The following is an 18170-nucleotide window of genomic DNA, read 5'->3' as shown; positions in this document are numbered from 1 at the left end:
AGAACGCGATGTCCAAGAAACCGGCAACTGTAGGCACGGAAAAGGCAACGGCTGACATCGGCATCGATCCGGCCTTTGCCTATGCCGCCATGCCCGGCGTCGCCGACGAGATGGTCGACAAATCCGGCGCCGTGCGTCCCGTCTGGCAGAAGTTTCTGGCGGGCCTCAGCCGCATGCCGGAAAAGGAGCTGCACGAGCGCTTTGCCCGCGCCGACCGTTATCTCCGCGATGCCGGCGTCTTCTACCGCGACTACGGCACCAAGGGTGTCACTGAACGCAACTGGCCGATATCGCATATTCCAGTGCTTATCGACGAGCGTGAATGGCAGACCCTGTCGGAAGGCCTGGTGCAGCGCGCGAACCTGCTGGAAAAGGTCATCGCCGACATCTACGGCGACAACACCCTGGTCAAGGAAGGCTATCTCCCACCGGCTTTAGTGGGCTCCAACCCGGAATTCCTGAGACCGCTGGTCGGCGTGAAACCGGCGGGCGGCCACTATCTGCATTTCCTGGCTTTCGAGATCGGCCGTGGGCCAGATGGCAACTGGTGGGTGCTGGCCGACAGGACGCAGGCCCCGTCAGGAGCGGGCTTCGCGCTTGAAACCCGCGTTGCCACGACCCGTGCCTTTTCCGATCTCTATGCCGATGCCAGCGTGCATCGGCTCGCCTCGTTCTTCGGCGCCTTCCGCGATACGTTGCAGGCCATGAAGCAGGGCGGTGACGGCAGGATCGCGGTTCTCTCGCCCGGCCCCGCAAACGAAACCTATTACGAGCACGCGTACATCGCTCGCTACCTCGGCTTCATGCTGCTCGAGGGCGAAGACCTGACCGTCGTCAATAACCAGGTGATGGTACGCACCGTCGCCGGACTGAAGCCGATCAGCGTCCTCTGGCGTCGCCTGGACTCAAACTATGCCGACCCCCTGGAACTCGCGCAGCACTCCCATATCGGCACGCCCGGCCTTGTCGAGGCGTTGCGCTCGCAATCGGTGACCATCGTCAATGCGCTCGGCTCCGGTGTGCTCGAGACGCGGGCGCTGCTGGCCTTCATGCCAACGATATCGCGCCACCTGCTGGGCGAAGAGCTGAAACTGCCCTCGATCGCCACCTGGTGGTGCGGCCAGAAGGCCGAGCGCGCCCAGGTCGCCCGCAACATCGAGAAGATGGTGATCGGGCCGGCCTATTCCCGACTTCCCTTCTTCGACGACAACGGACAATCCGTGCTCGGCTCGACCCTGCGCGCCACGGCAAAGGAATCGATTGCCGACTGGCTGAAGAGCGACGGTCGCAAGCTGGTCGGACAGGAGGTCGTCACCCTGTCGACCACTCCGGCCTGGATAAACGGCAAGCTGCAGCCGCGGCCGATGAGCCTGCGTGTCTTTGCCGCCCGCACCGAGAACGGCTGGAAGATCATGCCCGGCGGCTTTGCCCGCATCGGCAGCGGCGACGATGTGGCAGCCATCGCCATGCAGTCGGGCGGATCGGCTGCCGACGTCTGGATCGTCAGCGACAAGCCCGTCGAGCGCCGCACGCTGTTGCCGACGGAGGAAACTTTCACGCGCAACATGCCGGGAAGCCTGCCGAGCCGCGCTGCCGACAACCTGTTCTGGCTGGGCCGCTACATCGAGCGGGCCGAAGGCGCGCTGCGCATCCTTCGCGCCTGGCATGGCCGTTTCGCAGAATCCGCCGATCCCAACCAGCCGCTGCTGGCAGACGTCAGCGACTATCTCGGCATCGTCGACATCGACACCAAGGAGGCTGTGCCGGAAACCCTGCTGCGCAATATCGAGAGCGCCGTCTATTCCGCCAGCAACATTCGCGACCGCTTTTCCCCCGACGGCTGGCTGGCCCTAAACGATCTCGCCAAGACCGCCCGACGTTTCAAGGACCACGTGAAAGCCGGCGACGACGCCAGCCATGCGATGACGATCCTTTTGCGCAAGCTTGCAGGCTTTGCCGGTCTGGTGCACGAAAACATGTACCGCTTCACCGGTTGGCGCTTCCTGTCTCTCGGTCGCTACATCGAGCGTGGCCTGTTCATGACCCGTGTACTCGGCCATATGTCAGGCCCGGATGCGCCGGACGGATCGCTCGACATGCTGCTCGAAATCGGCGACAGCGTCATGACCCACCGTCGGCGCTACAACGTCAATACCGCGCGGCTGACGGTCACCGACCTCCTGGCCCTTGACCCGCTCAATCCGCGCTCGATCCTGTTCCAGCTGAACGAGATCCACCGCGAGGTGGCGCAACTTCCCGGCGCCACAGTCAATGGCCAGATGTCGCCCTTCTGTCGCGAGGCACTCAGGCTACAATCGGGCCTGGCAGTGTTGACGCCTGAAACCATGACGGCCGACGCCTACCAACGGCTTGAGCGCGAACTCGAACATCTGTCGGACCTTCTGGCTCACACCTATCTGGGATAGATCATGCAATACGACCTGTCCCTGAAAATGGGCTATACCTACCAGATCCCGGCCTCCAACGCCCGTCACATGCTGCGGTTGCTGCCCCTGTCGCTGCCGGGCCGCCAGCGGCTGGTAGCGGGTTCCCTGACGATCTCGCCTGTCCCGGAAGAGCAGAGGCTGTTTACCGACTTCTTCCTGCATCCGACGACCTCGCTCCTGGTGCGCAAGCCCCATGAAAAGCTCGAGATCCGGATGAAGGCCCGTGTACACGTAGAAAGCCTCGCAACCACGGCAGATTTCTCGCCGCTTCTGCCGGACCTAGCAGACGAGATCGCCGATTGCTGGTCTGTCGATGCCTTGTCTCCGCACCATTTCCTGAGCGCCAGTCCGCGCCTCTCTGAAAGCACCGAGATCGCCGACTACGCCCGCCAGTGGGCATCGAGCCCGCTCACCGTGATGCAGATCGCCCGCGCCATGTGCTCGAAGATCTACGAGGACTTCACCTATGACGGCAAGGCGACGAATGTCGACACCACGCCGGACCAGGCTTTCAAGCTGAAACGCGGCGTCTGCCAGGACTTCTCCCACATCATGATTATCGCGCTGCGCAGCCTCGGCATCCCCGCCGGCTACGTCAGCGGCTTCCTCCGCACCATCCCGCCACCCGGCAAGACGCGGCTCGAAGGCGCCGATGCAATGCACGCCTGGGTGCGCGCATGGTGCGGTGAAACCGTCGGCTGGATAGAGCTAGATCCGACTAACGATATACCGGCGAGCACAGACCACATCGTCGTCGCCTACGGCCGTGACTATTCCGATGTCGCACCGGTCATTGGCGTGCTGAAGAGCTACGGCAGCCAGAAGATCGACCAGGCAGTCGACGTCATTCCTCTCGGCTAGATTCCCAAAACTGGAATATGCAGCCGGATCGCTCAATTCGTACCTAAGTTGTCAATGCAATGAAAAGGATTACCCGACTAGGGTACCCAGAGTTGTGGGGCAATACCTTAGGTGAACATGATGAGCACCAGTTTCAGATCCGGTTTCGGCTTGCGCCGTTTTTTCAGCGACCGGAGCGGCAATTTCGGCATTCTGACGGCGCTAGCGGTGCCCGTCGTATTTGCCGGCGCCGGAGTGGCAGTAGACGTCTCCAACATGGTGTTGTCGAAGAACCAGCTGCAGAATGCGACCGATGCCGCAGCACTGGCGACGGCCAGCGCATTGGCCGACGGAACGACCACCACGACGAATGCACAAGCCTTCGGCAAGGACTTCGTCTCCGGCCAGATGGCAAATTATCTCGGGTCCGACGCGACCACTCTTGCGGCCCTGAAATCGGGCACCAAGGTCAATGTCACACCCACGACCGATGCTACCACCGGCAGCAAAAGCTATGCCGTGTCGATAAACGGCAGCTTTCCGCAGCAAGTCAACGGCATGACCAAACTGTTGGGATGGAATCAGGTCACGATTGCAACGTCCAGTTCGACTTCCAGCAACAGCGCGACCGCGGCCACCTCGACCGGTCAGGCGCTTTCCATGTTTCTCGCTCTCGACAAGTCCGGTTCAATGGCCTGGGTCACTAGTACGAAGGACACAAGCCAATTGGCTTGCTGGAACTACACGGAATCGTCTTGGCCATACGCCTATTACACAGCGCCTTGCTACGTAAGCAAGATAGCTGCACTCAAACAGGCCGCTGGCGTGCTGTTTGACCAGTTGGACAAGAGCGACCCGACGAAAGTTCTCGTTCGCCTCGGGGGGCTAACCTACACAGACACCACTGACACGGGCAAGCCCGAGCCGCAAACCTGGGGAAGTTCCTCGATGCGCAGCTACGTCAACAGGATTGATGACGTGCCAACAGGAGGCACAGATGCGAGCGGCCCCATGGCCCAAGCATATAGCGCGCTGACGGCAAACGCCGAAGCATCAGCGCAACTGCTGAAGGGTAACAAGACGTTTGCAAAATACATAGTGCTGATGACGGACGGTGAAAACACAGGCCACAGCAGCGTCTGGAACCCGTCGCTGGACACAGCGACCTTGAACAGCTGCAAAAGCGCCCGCGATGCCGGCATAACAATTTACACCGTGGCGTTTATGGCGCCCACTAACGGCCAGAACATGCTCAAATCCTGCGCTGGCAACATCTCCAACTATTACCAGGCAAATGACATGATCAGCTTGGTCGCAGCGTTCAAGTCAATCGGCCAGAAGGCTGCCGACCAAACGGTCCGGATGACCCAGTAAGCCCAGATGGGTCCGATACATCTCACCCAACCACCCCACCCGCTCCACCCCTCGGAGCGGGTTTTCTTTCGCGTTCAGGGTGTCGCTTGCTGCCGAAATCAGCCCTTTGGCGCGCGCAATTGACGTGCCGCACCAACCTCTCCGGCTATTTTCCGCTTTCGCGATATTCCTTTGTTGCAACTGCTCTATATCGGTGCATAAACTGGAGGCAGAGACGCGTTCGGAAAACGATTTATTCAGATTTAACACTCTGATTACAAATCATAAATGGCGAGACCAACCATGAATACGATTTCAAGGGCCTCACTCCCCGCGCCCGCGCCCCGCAGTTCCCGTCCTGAGATTCTGGCCGAAGAAATCATCGAGCGCCTGACCTACCGTATCGGCAAGGATGCCAAGGTCGCCAAGCCGCACGACTGGCTCACCGCAACCATCCTCGTCATCCGGGACCGGATCATCGACCGCTGGATGGAATCCACCCGCAAGACCTACGCATCCGGCGCCAAACGCGTCTATTACCTGTCTCTGGAATTCCTCATCGGTCGCCTCATGCGCGATGCAATTTCCAATCTTGAACTTATGGAAGAGATCACCGAGGCCCTCACCTCGCTCGGTGTCGACGTAAACGTCATCGCCAGCCTCGAGCCTGATGCAGCGCTTGGCAACGGCGGCCTCGGCCGCCTCGCCGCCTGCTTCATGGAGTCGATGGCCACGGTCGACGTGCCGGCTTATGGCTACGGCATCCGCTACGTGCACGGCCTGTTCCGCCAGCAGATGGCAGATGGCTGGCAGGTCGAACTGCCGGAGACCTGGCTGGCGCACGGCAACCCTTGGGAATTCGAGCGCCGCGAGAGTGCATACGAGGTTGGCTACGGCGGTGCCGTGGAAATCGTCGCCGGCAACGAGGATACGCCGCGCTATGTCTGGAAGCCCGCAGAGCGAGTGATTGCCGCGGCCTTCGATACACCCGTCGTCGGCTGGCGCGGCAAGCGCGTCAACACACTGCGCCTGTGGGCAGCCCAGCCGATCGATCCGATCCTGCTCGACGCCTTCAATGCGGGCGATCATATCGGCGCGCTGCGCGAGAGCAACAAGGCTGAGAGCCTGACCCGCGTCCTCTACCCGGCAGACGGCACGCCGGCCGGCCAGGAACTGCGCCTTCGTCAGGAGTTCTTCTTCTGCTCTGCCTCGCTGCAGGACATTATCCGCCGCCACCTGCAGCAGTATGACGACCTGACATCGCTGCCGGACAAGGTCGCTATCCAGCTGAACGACACCCATCCGGCCGTCTCCGTTCCGGAACTGATGCGCCTGCTGGTCGACGTCCACGGCTTCGAATTCGACGCCGCCTGGGACATCACCCGCAAGACGTTTTCCTACACAAACCACACGCTGCTGCCGGAAGCGCTGGAAAGCTGGCCGATCCCCTTGTTCGAACGGCTGCTGCCGCGCCACATGCAGATCGTCTACGCGATCAACACCACAGTGCTGCTCGAAGCGCGCAAGGTGCATAACTTCACCGACGCCGAAATCCGCAGCGTTTCCATGATCGACGAGAGCGGCGAACGTCGCCTGCGGATGGGCAACCTCGCCTTCATCGGCTCGCATTCCATCAACGGCGTGTCTGCTTTGCACACCGAGTTGATGAAGGACACGGTCTTTGCCGACCTGAACAAGCTTTATCCCGACCGCATCAACAACAAGACCAACGGCATCACGCCGCGCCGCTGGCTGATGCAGTGCAATCCGGGGCTGACAAGCCTGATCCGCGAAACCATCGGCGACGCCTTCATGGACGATGCCGAGAAGCTGAAGCCGCTCGACGCCTTCGCCGGCGATGCCGCCTTCCAGGAAAAATTCGCCAAGATCAAGCGCGACAACAAGGCTCGCCTTTCCAATCTGGTCGCCGGCCGCATGGGCATCAAGCTGGATCCGAATGCCATGTTCGACATCCAGATCAAGCGCATCCACGAATACAAGCGCCAGCTCCTCAATATCGTCGAGACCGTGGCCCTCTACGACCAGATCCGATCGCATCCCGAACTCGACTGGCAGCCGCGCGTCAAACTGTTCGCCGGCAAGGCGGCGCCGAGCTATCACAACGCAAAGCTGATCATCAAGCTGATCAACGATGTCGCCAAGGTCATCAACAACGACCCGTCGGTGCGCGGTCTCCTGAAGGTCGTATTCATTCCGAACTATAACGTCTCGCTTGCCGAAGTGATGGTGCCCGCTGCCGACCTGTCGGAGCAGATCTCGACCGCCGGCATGGAAGCGTCCGGCACCGGCAACATGAAATTCGGCCTCAACGGCGCGCTCACCATCGGCACGCTGGACGGCGCGAATGTCGAGATGCGCGACAATGTCGGCGCCGACAACATCGTCATCTTCGGTCTTACCGCCGAGCAGGTTGCCAAGGTCAGGACCGACGGGCACAACCCGCGCCAGGTGATCGAGCAGTCTCGCGAACTGGCACAGGCGCTGGCCGCCATCTCCTCGGGCGTCTTTTCGCCGGACGACCGCAATCGCTACACCGACCTGATCGAAGGTATCTATGCCCATGACTGGTTCATGGTTGCTGCCGATTTCGACAGCTACGCCGCCGCCCAGCGCGACGTCGACCTTCTCTGGGCTGATAAGGCGACCTGGTACAACAAGACCATCTGCAATACGGCGCGCATGGGCTGGTTCTCATCCGACCGGACCATCCGCCAGTATGCGGATGAGATCTGGAGAGCTTGATGAAGAAACGAAAAGCCGGCGCTGAAGGCACGGCCGCAAAGAACGTCTCCGCCGAGACGATCGCAGCGATACTGAACGCAGAGCATACCGACCCGTTTTCGGTCCTCGGGGTGCAGAAGACGGACGAAGGCTTTGTCGTCCGATGCTTCGTTCCCGGTGCCGAGGCAGTCAGCGCGACCACCATCGACGGTACGTTGATCGGCGAACTCGAGATGCTCGATCCAGCCGGATTTTTCGCAGGTCCGGTAACTCTTTCGAAGCTGCAACCGGTGCGCTACCGCGCCCGCCGCGACGATGCGGAATGGGCCGTCACGGATCCCTATTCCTTCGGCCCCGTGCTCGGCCCGATGGACGATTATTACGCTCGCGAAGGCTCCGATCTTCGCCTGTTCGACAAGATGGGCGCCCACCCGCTAAAGCATGAAGGCGTCCACGGCTTCCATTTCGCTGTCTGGGCCCCCAATGCGCGCCGGGTTTCCGTCGTCGGCGAATTCAACGGCTGGGACGGCCGCCGCCACGTCATGCGGCTGCGCAGCGACAGCGGCATCTGGGAAATCTTTGCCCCGGACGTCCGGACCGGCGTCACCTACAAGTACGAGATCATCGGCAAGGACGGCGATCTGCAGCCCCTCAAGGCCGATCCCTATGCACGACGCGGCGAGATGCGTCCAAAGAACGCATCGGTGACGACACCGGAACTGGTGCAGGACTGGGAAGACGACGCCCACAGAAAGCATTGGTCGGATGTCGACCACCGTCGCCAGCCGATTTCCATCTACGAAGTGCATGCCGGTTCCTGGCAGCGCAACGACGATGGCACGATGCTGTCCTGGGACGAGATGGCCTCACGGCTGATCCCCTACGTCGTCGACATGGGCTTTACCCATATCGAATTCCTGCCGATCACCGAGCACCCCTATGATCCCTCCTGGGGCTACCAGACCACCGGTCTCTACGCCCCAACGGCCCGTTTCGGAGAGCCCGAAGGCTTTGCCCGCTTCGTCAACGGCGCCCATAAAGTTGGCGTAAGCGTCATCCTGGACTGGGTGCCGGCGCACTTTCCGACCGACGCCCACGGCCTCAGGCATTTCGACGGCACAGCCCTTTACGAGCATGCCGACCCACGCCAGGGCTTTCATCCTGACTGGAATACCGCGATCTACAATTTCGGTCGCACCGAGGTCGTCTCCTACCTGCTCAACAACGCCGTATATTGGGCCGAGAAATTCCATCTGGACGGCTTGCGCGTCGATGCCGTCGCCTCGATGCTCTACCTCGACTATTCGCGCAAGCACGGCGAATGGGTGCCCAACGAGTATGGTGGCAACGAAAACCTCGAGGCCGTTCGTTTCCTCCAGGAGATGAACAAGCGGCTCTACGGCAGCCACCCCGGCGTCATGTCGATCGCCGAGGAGTCCACCTCGTGGCCCAAGGTTTCGGCGCCCGTGCACGAAGGCGGACTGGGATTCGGCTTCAAGTGGAACATGGGCTTCATGCACGACACGCTGAGCTATCTTGCCCGTGAGCCCGTGCATCGCAAGCACCACCACAGCGAACTGACCTTCGGCCTGATCTACGCCTATTCCGAAAATTTCGTTCTGCCGATTTCCCACGACGAAGTGGTGCACGGCAAGGGCTCGATGATCGCCAAGATGGCCGGCGACGACTGGCAGAAATTCGCCAACCTGCGCGCTTTCTATGGCTTCATGTGGGGTTATCCCGGCAAGAAGCTGTTGTTCATGGGCCAGGAGTTTGCCCAGTGGAGTGAATGGAGCGAGGAGCGAGCGCTCGACTGGAACTTGCTGCAATACCGCATGCACGAGGGCATGCGCAGGCTGGTACGCGACCTCAACTTCACCTACCGCAGCAAGCCGTCGCTGCATGCGCGCGACTGCGAGGGCGAAGGCTTCGAGTGGCTCGTCGTGGATGACGACACCAACTCGGTCTATGCCTGGCTGCGCAAGGCACCGGGTGAAAAGCCGATTGCCGTGATCACCAATTTCACGCCTGTCTATCGGGAGAACTATGCGCTTCCACTGCCAGCGGAGGGGCGCTGGCGGGAGATCCTGAATACCGATGCCGACATCTATGGCGGCAGCGGCAAAGGGAACGGAGGACGGGTGCAGGCCGTTAATGCCGGGGGAAGCATCATGGCCAACATCACCCTGCCGCCGCTGGCGACCATTCTGCTGGAACCGGAATTTTAAGAATCGATTGGGAGGATAAAATGGTAGAGAAACGTATTCAGCCCCTGGCGCGCGACGCTATGGCCTATGTCCTCGCAGGTGGCCGAGGAAGCCGCCTGAAGGAACTGACCGACCGCCGCGCAAAGCCTGCGGTGTACTTCGGCGGCAAGGCACGCATTATCGATTTCGCGCTGTCTAACGCGCTGAACTCCGGTATCCGTCGCATCGGCGTTGCGACGCAGTACAAGGCGCACTCGCTGATCCGCCACATGCAGCGCGGCTGGAACTTTTTCCGTCCCGAGCGTAACGAAAGCTTCGACATCCTCCCGGCCAGCCAGCGCGTTTCCGAAACGCAGTGGTACGAGGGCACCGCCGACGCCGTCTTCCAGAACATCGACATCATCCAGGACTACGGCGTCGAATACATGGTCATCCTGGCCGGCGACCACGTCTACAAGATGGACTACGAATACATGCTGCAGCAGCATGTCGACTCAGGCGCTGACGTCACCATCGGCTGCCTGGAAGTGCCACGCATGGAGGCTGTCGGCTTCGGCGTGGTGCACGTCGACGAGCATGACCGCATCATCGATTTCGTCGAGAAGCCCGCCGATCCACCCGCAATCCCGGGCAAGCCGGAAAGCTCCTTCGCGTCGATGGGCATCTATGTCTTCCGCACCAAGTTCCTGATCGAGGAGCTGCGCCGCGATGCGGCCGATCCAAATTCCAGCCGCGACTTCGGCAAGGATATCATTCCCTACATCGTCAAGAACGGCAAAGCCGTCGCCCACCGCTTCGCCCAGTCCTGCGTTCGCTCCGACTTCGAGAACGAGCCCTACTGGCGCGACGTCGGCACCATCGACGCCTACTGGCAGGCCAATGTCGATCTGACGGCCATCGTCCCCGAACTCGATATCTACGACAAGAGCTGGCCGATCTGGACCTATGCCGAAATCAACCCGCCGGCGAAATTCGTCCATGACGACGAAGACCGCCGCGGCTCGGCCGTATCCTCGCTGGTCGCGGGCGACTGCATCATATCGGGCGCGACACTGTCGAACAGCCTGCTGTTCACCGGCGTCAGGGCGAACTCATATTCGCGCCTCGAAGGTGCCGTCGTGCTGCCGAGCGTCAAGATCGGGCGCCGGGCGCAGCTGAAGAACGTCGTTATCGACCACGGCGTCACCATTCCGGAGGGTCTGGTTGTCGGTGAGGACATCGAGCTCGACGCCAAGCGCTTCCGCCGAAGCGAAGGCGGTATCTGCCTGATCACCCAATCGATGATCGATAAACTGGATATTTGATAATATGAAAGTCCTGTCGGTCGCGTCCGAAGTCTTCCCATTGATCAAGACAGGGGGCCTGGCCGACGTTGTCGGAGCCCTGCCCGGAGCGCTTAAGAGCCACGGCATCGACACCAAAACCCTGCTGCCCGGCTACCGGGCAGTGATGAGCGTCATAAGATCACCCGTCGTCGTACATGTCTTCAGCGACTTGCTCGGCGCCCCCGCCACCCTGCTCGAGGTCGACCATCACGGCATGTCGGTGCTGGTTCTCGACGCCCCCGCCTATTTCGACCGGGCCGGCGGCCCCTATGTCGATGAACGCGGCAGGGACCACCCCGACAACTGGCATCGCTTTGCCGCGCTGTCGCTCGCCGGAGCCGAGATTGCGGCGGGAGTGATTCCGGACTGGAAGCCGGACATCGTCCATGTCCACGACTGGCAGGCCGCCATGGTGCCGGTCTACATGCGCTATAGCGAGACACCGGAAATCCCGAGTGTCGTCACCATCCACAACATCGCCTTCCAGGGCCAGTTCGGCAACGATATCTTCCCGAAGCTGAAGCTGCCGCGCCATGCCCTCTCCATGGAAGGCGTCGAATACTACGGCGACGTCTGCTACTTGAAGGGTGGCCTGCAGGCAGCCCATGCGATCACCACCGTCAGCCCCTCCTACGCCGAAGAAATCCTCACCCCCGAGTTCGGCATGGGGCTGGAAGGCGTCATTGCCAGCCGCCAGAGAGACCTCCACGGCATCGTCAACGGCATCGATTCAGACGTCTGGAACCCGGACACCGATGCGATGATCAGCCAGAACTTCAGCCTCTCGAAGCTCACAAAGAGGGACGAGAACCGGCTGGCGATCATCGACCATTTTCATCTCGACAACGACGATGCGCCGATCTTCTGCATCATCAGCCGCCTGACCTGGCAGAAGGGTATGGACCTCGTCGCCACCACGATCGACGAGATTGTCGGCATGGGTGCCAAGCTCGCTATCCTCGGCGCCGGCGACGCAGCACTCGAGGGTGCATTGCTCGCAGCAACCGCTGCCCATCCCGGCCGCGTCGGCATGGCCGTCGGCTATAACGAACCGATGTCGCACCTGATGCAGGCAGGCTGCGACGGCATCATCATTCCCTCCCGTTTCGAGCCTTGCGGGCTGACCCAGCTCTACGGCCTACGCTACGGCTGCGTGCCGATCGTGGCACGCACCGGTGGGCTGAACGACACCGTCATCGACGCCAATCACGCTGCTCTACAGGCAAAAGTAGCCACCGGTGTGCAGTTTGCACCGGTCACGGTAGACGGTCTTTTGCAGGCAGTACGCCGCGCCATCCGGCTGTTTCAGGATCGAAAACTCTGGACGCAGATGCAAAAGCAGGGCATGAAATCCGACGTATCCTGGGGAAAGAGCGCAGAGCGCTACGCCGCCCTTTATTCCAGCCTCGTCTCGAAAGGCAACTAACCCGATGATCAAAGCGGTTCCGACAACACCCTATCTTGACCAGAAACCCGGCACTTCCGGCCTGCGCAAGAAAGTCCCGGAATTTCAGCAGCCGAACTATGCCGAGAACTTTATCCAGTCGATATTCGATTCGCTGGAAGGCTTTCAGGGCAAGATATTGGTCATCGGCGGCGACGGTCGCTACTACAATCGCGATGTCATCCAGAAGGCCATCAAAATGGCCGCAGCCAATGGCTTCGGCAAGGTAATGGTCGGCAAGGCCGGCATCCTGTCGACCCCGGCCGCCTCCCATGTCATCCGCAAATACAAGGCCTTCGGCGGCATCATCCTCTCGGCAAGCCACAATCCCGGCGGCCCGACCGAAGACTTCGGCATCAAATACAACACCGGAAACGGCGGCCCTGCTCCTGAAAAGATCACCGACGCGATCTTTGAACGCACCAAGGTCATCGACAGCTACAAGATCGCCGACTTCCCTGACGTCAATCTCGACCGCATCGGCAAGGAAGAAATGCCGGGCGGCATGATCGTCTCGGTCATCGATTCTGTCGAGGACTACGCAGCGCTTATGGAAGAGCTGTTCGACTTCGGCGCCATCCGCAACCTGATCAGCCTCGGCTTTCGCATCTGTTTCGATGCGATGAGCGCAGTCACCGGCCCCTATGCCAAGGAAATCCTCGAAAATCGCCTCGGCGCGCCTTCGGGATCTGTCCGCAACTTCAAGCCGCTTCCCGACTTCGGTGGCCACCATCCGGACCCGAACCTCGCCAATTGCCATGAACTCTACGAGGAGATGATGAGCGACGATGCCCCCGATTTCGGTGCGGCATCAGATGGCGACGGCGACCGTAACCTGATCATCGGCAAGGGCGCCTACGTGACCCCGTCCGACAGCCTCGCCATTCTTGCCGCCAATGCGAACCTGGCACCCGGCTATTCGCACGGCATCGTCGGCATCGCCCGCTCCATGCCGACTTCGGGCGCCGCCGACCGTGTCGCCGAGAAGCGCGGCATCGGCATGTATGAAACCCCGACCGGCTGGAAATTCTTCGGCAACCTGCTCGATGCCGGCATGGCGACGATCTGCGGCGAGGAAAGCTCCGGCACCGGCTCGAACCACGTTCGCGAAAAGGACGGCCTCTGGGCGGTGCTGCTCTGGCTCAACATCCTGGCGGTGCGCGGCGAAAGCGTTGCCGACATCATGGGCCAGCATTGGGCGACCTACGGCCGCAACTACTATTCGCGCCACGACTATGAAGGCGTCGACACGGAAGCCGCCAACGGCCTTATCGACGCGCTGCGCGAAAAGCTGCCGACCCTGCCGGGCACCAAGATCGGCAACCTGACGGTGACGTCCGCCGACGACTTCTCTTACCACGACCCGGTCGACAAGTCGGTCAGCAACAACCAGGGGATCCGCATCCTGTTCGAAGGCGGTTCGCGCATCGTCTTCCGGCTTTCCGGCACCGGCACATCCGGCGCCACGCTGCGCCTCTACATCGAGCGTTACGAGCCCGACTCGACCCGCCACAACATCGAAACGCAGGCAGCACTTGCAGATCTGATCGCAGCGGCCCAGTCGGTTGCAGACATCAGCGGCCGAACCGGTCGCCCTGCACCGACCGTCATCACCTGATCCGGCAGATGGCAAAAAAGCTGCAGCAGGGCGGCGTCGTCCTCACAACCGACGGCGCCGAATTTGCGGTATGGTCAAGCCACGCCACCCTGCTCGAGCTCTGCATCTTTGATAAAGCAGGCACCGAAACCGCACGCCTGCCGATGACGCGGGATGGCGATGTTCACCGTGTCATCGTGCCGGGATTGAAAGAGGGTGCGCGCTACGGCTACCGGGCGCACGGTCCCTACGATCCCGACAACGGCCTATGGTTCGATCCGGCAAAACTCCTCGCCGACCCCTATGCCAGGATCTTCGACCGTCCCTTCGTCTACCACAGCCGGCTCGGAATTTTCGGCGAGGATACGGCAGCGCTGATGCCGAAGGCGGTCGTGACAGCCGACATCGCCGCGAGGCGCGAGGCGCCCCGCTTCGCGCCCGGCGGTCTGATCTACGAAGTCGCCGTCAAGCCTTTCACAATCCTCAATACCGATGTCCCCGAGGCCCGGCGCGGCACGGTCGGCGCCCTCGCCCATCCCGCAGTTATCCGCCATTTGAAGCGGATCGGCGTCGATGCCATCGAGCTGATGCCGATCACCGCCTGGATCGACGAGCGGCATCTGCCACCGCTCGGGCTGACCAACGGTTGGGGATACAATCCGGTGTCGTTCATGGCGCTCGACCCCCGGCTGGTCCCAGGTGGCATGACGGAGCTTCGCGACACTGTCGCAGCACTGCATGCAGAAGGCATTGCCGTCATTCTCGATCTGGTCTTCAACCACACCGGCGAGAGCGACCGAGAGGGCAGCACCCTGTCTCTGCGCGGCCTCGACAACCTGTCTTTCTACCGTCATGTCGAAGGTAGCCCCGGCGAACTCGTCAACGACACGGGCACCGGTAACACGGTGGCCTGCGACCATCCCTATATCCGCCAGCTGATCATAGACAGTCTGCGTCATTTCGTGCTGCAGGCAGGCATAGACGGTTTCCGCTTCGATCTGGCGCCGATCATCGGCCGTACCGCCGAAGGTTTCCAGCCCCACGGCGAAACCCTCAGCGCCATGCTGGCCGATGACGTACTGGCCGACAGGGTCATGATCGCCGAACCCTGGGATATCGGTCCCGGCGGCTACCAGCTCGGCAATTTCCCGGCGCCGTTTCTCGAGTGGAACGACCGCGCCCGCGACGACACGCGCCGCTACTGGCGCGGCGACCAAGGCATGACCGGCGATCTTGCGACACTGCTCGCCGGCTCGGCACCATCGTTCGAGCGCGACGGCCGCAAGCAGACCCGCAGCGTCAGCTTCCTTGCCGCCCATGACGGGTTCACGCTGATGGACCTCGTCTCCAACACCCAGAAGCACAATGAGGCCAACGGCGAAAACAACCGCGACGGCCATAGCGACAATCTCTCCTGGAACAACGGTGTCGAGGGTGAAACCGACGACAGCGAGATCATCACGAGACGTCGCACTGATGTCATGGCGATGCTGTCGACCTTGTTTGCCACGCGCGGCTCGATCATGCTGACAGCCGGCGACGAGGCTGGACGTTCGCAGCGCGGAAACAACAATGCCTATTGCCAGGACAACGCCATCACCTGGGTGGACTGGGCGGCGTTCGACGACGAACTGGTCAGCCATACCTCGTTTCTTGCAGACGTCCGCAAGCGCTTCGCCATTTTTTCGCAGACCGGCTTCCTGACTGACGAGGACGTCGCCTGGCTCTCGCCCTCGGCAGCGCCGATGACGGTCGAGCAATGGCAGACACCCGATCTATCCACGCTGACGATGGTGTTGAACACGGTCGACCGTCTCGATCGGAAACCGGCGCGTCTCGCCGTCGTGATCAACCGGACGCATGCGGAGCAAGCGTTCGCGCTTCCGGGGTCGGGCTCCAACCCCTGGCGTCTTCTCTCCGCCAGCAGTGAGGCGGAGGTTGCCGGGCATATTTCGGTCCCCTCACGCACCGTCCGTTTCTTGGTCCAGAGGCGATAAACCTAAAGAATTCATATCGCTTTCATCGCCTGAGCGATGTACGTCTTGGTCATCGATACCGATCGAAGGAGAGACAATGCCACGCGAGATTTCACTATCGGACGTCCAGCATATCGTCGGCACGGAAGTCGGACTGTCTGCCTGGATGCTCGTCGACCAGACGATGATCGACGCATTTGCCGATGCCACCCACGACCATCAGTTCATTCATGTCGATCCGGAACGTGCCCGCGCCGAGACCCCGTTCGGCGGCACGATTGCCCACGGTTTCCTGACATTGTCGCTGCTGTCGGCCATGAACTACGATTGCCTGCCGAAAATCCGCGAGCAGACGATGGGTATTAATTACGGCTTTGAAAAAGTCCGCTTCATGTCTCCGGTGAAGCCCGGCAATCGCATCCGTGGCCATTTCATCCTCACCGAAGCCCGCTTCCGCGGCGCCGGCATGATCATGCTCACCTACGAGGTGACGGTCGAGATCGAGGACGAACGCAAGCCCGCCCTCACCGCCACCTGGATCACCATCACCCAGTTCGATCCGAAGGACAGGCCGGAGGACCATGAGTAAATTCATGGACACGGCGCTGTCGCCTCGGCGTAGGCGAAATCACCGAGCCGGGGGCTGAAGGCGATTTTCCAGGAAGGTGCGGATCAACGCGGCGATCTCCGATGCATGCGTCTCAAGCGCGAAGTGGCCGGTGTCCAGCAAGTGCACCTCCGCATCCGGAAGATCACGCTTGTAGGCCTCGGCGCCGGGCGGAATGAAGGCCGGGTCATGCCTGCCCCAGACGGCAAGCAATGGCGGCTGATGCTTTCGGAAGTAGGCCTGAAACTCAGGATATCTCGCAACGTTGGAGCGATAGTCCAGAATGAGATCGAGCTGGATCTCATCGGCACCGTGGCGCGCCATGTAAGCGATGTCGAGCGTGTAGCCATCGGGCGACACCCGCTGCGGCGGGGTTCCTGTGAGATATTGCCAGTCGCGGATGGCTTCGGGGGTCAGCGACGCCCTACAGGCTTCCCGGTTCTCCGGCGTCGGTTCACGCCAATAGGACTGCCAAGGGCCCCACTGGTCGCTAAATCCATCCATGTAGGCATTGCCGTTCTGGCTGATAATGGCCGTGACCCGCTCGGGATGAGCGACGGCGATCCGGTAGCCGGTGGGCGCGCCGTAGTCGAAGACATAGAGCGCATATGATGTCAGGCCGAGAGCTTCGGTAAAGCCGTCGATCGTCTTTGCCAGGTTGTCGAATGTATAGTCGAACGTTCCACGCGGCGGGGCTTTTGTTTGCCCGAACCCCGGCAGGTCGGGAGCGACGAGGCGATAGCGGTCGGAAAGCAGCGGAATAAGATCGCGGAACATATGGCTTGATGTCGGGAACCCATGCAGCAGCAGAATCACGGGCGCATCGGTCGGCCCGGCTTCCCGGTACGCCACTTCGACGTCACCCACCTGTATCGTTCGATAGTTGATGTTCATTCTCGACCTCATGGGTGCTTAAGGAAATTGCGTCACACGCGCTTATCGTTGGCCGGGATCGGCCGGGGCCACACGCAAAAGCCCTTCCACGTCAAATACTACCGAACGGTCGGTTTTATCAAGTGGCTATTTCGTTTATTTCGTGCGAGGAAGATCCGTCGACAATCGGGACCGGAAACCAAAAATGAAAGTGCTGCGAAAAGACATCGTCGCTGCCGCCCGCGAGCTGTTTCGCGACAAGGGATATGCCGGCGCCTCGATGCAGGACCTTGCTGACGTGGTCGGATTGCGCAAGGCGTCGCTCTACGTCCGGTTTCCGAACAAGGAAGCGCTCGTTGCCGACGTCATCGCCATGACACTCGATGAGACGTTTGCCGCCATCGGCGATGATCAAAAGAATGGCAAAGCAGCCTATGAAGCCGTGCTTCGTGCGATTGCCACGACGTTCGCCGACAGAAAGCGATGCGTTGCGCTGCATCTGGCTTACGGCACGGGAGAGGAAACACCGCTGGCAAAGGCATCCGTGCGATCCTTTTTCGCGGGATCCCGGGATCGCCTGGCAGAAACTATCGCCGGCAAGGTAGGCCTGCAGCGAGCCCGCGATCTGGCGACCGACGCACTGGCCCGCCTGGAGGGGGCAACGATTTGGCTGGTGACGGAAGACGATCCCGCACCGCTCGAGCGGGCGCTGACCGCCTCAATCAAAGAACTTGATGCGGCACTCGAGCCGTGAACCGG

General features: G+C 61.2%; 12 protein-coding genes. 11 read left to right on the top strand and 1 reads right to left on the bottom strand.

Going from position 1 to position 18170, the window contains the following annotated elements; translation table 11 throughout:
* The first annotated feature begins 8 nt into the window (after positions 1–8).
* The 10 genes from J5278_RS05135 to J5278_RS05090 all read left to right on the top strand — a co-directional run bounded on the left by J5278_RS05135 (position 9) and on the right by J5278_RS05090 (position 16520).
* Positions 9–2426: a circularly permuted type 2 ATP-grasp protein gene (locus tag J5278_RS05135; RefSeq protein ID WP_209184903.1), complete on the top strand. Its 2418-nt coding sequence runs from the start codon at positions 9–11 to the stop codon at positions 2424–2426.
* Positions 2427–2429: 3 nt separating this feature from the next.
* Positions 2430–3308, top strand: coding sequence for a transglutaminase family protein (locus tag J5278_RS05130; protein ID WP_209184904.1), 879 nt, complete (start codon positions 2430–2432; stop codon positions 3306–3308).
* Positions 3309–3428: 120 nt separating this feature from the next.
* The gene (locus J5278_RS05125) at positions 3429–4661 is read left to right on the top strand and encodes a TadE/TadG family type IV pilus assembly protein (RefSeq protein WP_247749178.1); all 1233 of its coding nucleotides are present in this window, start codon (positions 3429–3431) and stop codon (positions 4659–4661) included.
* 282 nt (positions 4662–4943) lie between these two features.
* Positions 4944–7403: a glycogen/starch/alpha-glucan phosphorylase gene (locus tag J5278_RS05120; RefSeq protein ID WP_209184906.1), complete on the top strand. Its 2460-nt coding sequence runs from the start codon at positions 4944–4946 to the stop codon at positions 7401–7403.
* Positions 7403–9610: a 1,4-alpha-glucan branching protein GlgB gene (gene glgB, locus J5278_RS05115; RefSeq protein WP_209184907.1), complete on the top strand. Its 2208-nt coding sequence runs from the start codon at positions 7403–7405 to the stop codon at positions 9608–9610. Before J5278_RS05120 ends, glgB begins: the two co-directional genes overlap by 1 nt.
* Before the next feature lie 20 nt (positions 9611–9630).
* Positions 9631–10893, top strand: a complete 1263-nt coding sequence (glgC, locus tag J5278_RS05110) for a glucose-1-phosphate adenylyltransferase (protein WP_142830536.1) — start codon at positions 9631–9633, stop codon at positions 10891–10893.
* A gap of 4 nt (positions 10894–10897) precedes the next feature.
* Positions 10898–12340 (top strand): glycogen synthase GlgA, encoded by a 1443-nt coding sequence (glgA, locus tag J5278_RS05105; RefSeq protein ID WP_209184908.1) that lies wholly within the window; start codon positions 10898–10900, stop codon positions 12338–12340.
* A gap of 4 nt (positions 12341–12344) precedes the next feature.
* Positions 12345–13976: an alpha-D-glucose phosphate-specific phosphoglucomutase gene (locus J5278_RS05100; RefSeq protein ID WP_142830533.1), complete on the top strand. Its 1632-nt coding sequence runs from the start codon at positions 12345–12347 to the stop codon at positions 13974–13976.
* An 8-nt stretch (positions 13977–13984) separates the two neighbouring features.
* Positions 13985–15952: a glycogen debranching protein GlgX gene (gene glgX, locus J5278_RS05095; protein ID WP_209184909.1), complete on the top strand. Its 1968-nt coding sequence runs from the start codon at positions 13985–13987 to the stop codon at positions 15950–15952.
* Positions 15953–16028: 76 nt separating this feature from the next.
* A complete protein-coding gene (locus J5278_RS05090; protein WP_111218770.1) occupies positions 16029–16520 on the top strand; it encodes a MaoC family dehydratase in 492 nt (163 codons plus the stop codon).
* Positions 16521–16559: 39 nt separating this feature from the next.
* On the opposite strand, the gene J5278_RS05085 is transcribed toward J5278_RS05090, so the two are convergent.
* Entirely contained in the window at positions 16560–17432 is an 873-nt protein-coding gene (locus tag J5278_RS05085; RefSeq protein WP_209184910.1) for an alpha/beta fold hydrolase, read from the bottom strand.
* Positions 17433–17616: 184 nt separating this feature from the next.
* Here J5278_RS05085 and J5278_RS05080 point away from each other — a divergent pair, with 184 nt between their 5' ends.
* The gene (locus tag J5278_RS05080) at positions 17617–18165 is read left to right on the top strand and encodes a TetR/AcrR family transcriptional regulator (protein ID WP_209184911.1); all 549 of its coding nucleotides are present in this window, start codon (positions 17617–17619) and stop codon (positions 18163–18165) included.
* Positions 18166–18170 lie beyond the last annotated feature (5 nt).

The sequence above is a fragment of the Rhizobium sp. B21/90 genome, assembly GCF_019355815.1.
Taxonomy (GTDB): domain Bacteria; phylum Pseudomonadota; class Alphaproteobacteria; order Rhizobiales; family Rhizobiaceae; genus Rhizobium; species Rhizobium rhododendri.
The sequence above is the reverse complement of the archived record's forward strand: the minus strand, read 5'-3'. Positions and strand labels throughout refer to the sequence as shown.

Bases quoted from the DNA above. Each gene is read 5' to 3' on its own strand.
- J5278_RS05120 (WP_209184906.1), top strand. From the start codon at position 4,944: ATGAATACGATTTCAAGGGCCTCACTCCCCGCGCCCGCGCCCCGCAGT.
- glgX (WP_209184909.1), top strand. From the start codon at position 13,985: ATGGCAAAAAAGCTGCAGCAGGGCGGCGTCGTCCTCACAACCGACGGC.
- glgB (WP_209184907.1), top strand. From the start codon at position 7,403: ATGAAGAAACGAAAAGCCGGCGCTGAAGGCACGGCCGCAAAGAACGTC.
- J5278_RS05130 (WP_209184904.1), top strand. From the start codon at position 2,430: ATGCAATACGACCTGTCCCTGAAAATGGGCTATACCTACCAGATCCCG.
- glgA (WP_209184908.1), top strand. From the start codon at position 10,898: ATGAAAGTCCTGTCGGTCGCGTCCGAAGTCTTCCCATTGATCAAGACA.
- J5278_RS05090 (WP_111218770.1), top strand. From the start codon at position 16,029: ATGCCACGCGAGATTTCACTATCGGACGTCCAGCATATCGTCGGCACG.
- J5278_RS05125 (WP_247749178.1), top strand. From the start codon at position 3,429: ATGAGCACCAGTTTCAGATCCGGTTTCGGCTTGCGCCGTTTTTTCAGC.
- J5278_RS05080 (WP_209184911.1), top strand. From the start codon at position 17,617: ATGAAAGTGCTGCGAAAAGACATCGTCGCTGCCGCCCGCGAGCTGTTT.
- J5278_RS05135 (WP_209184903.1), top strand. From the start codon at position 9: ATGTCCAAGAAACCGGCAACTGTAGGCACGGAAAAGGCAACGGCTGAC.
- J5278_RS05085 (WP_209184910.1), bottom strand. From the start codon at position 17,432: ATGAACATCAACTATCGAACGATACAGGTGGGTGACGTCGAAGTGGCG.
- glgC (WP_142830536.1), top strand. From the start codon at position 9,631: ATGGTAGAGAAACGTATTCAGCCCCTGGCGCGCGACGCTATGGCCTAT.
- J5278_RS05100 (WP_142830533.1), top strand. From the start codon at position 12,345: ATGATCAAAGCGGTTCCGACAACACCCTATCTTGACCAGAAACCCGGC.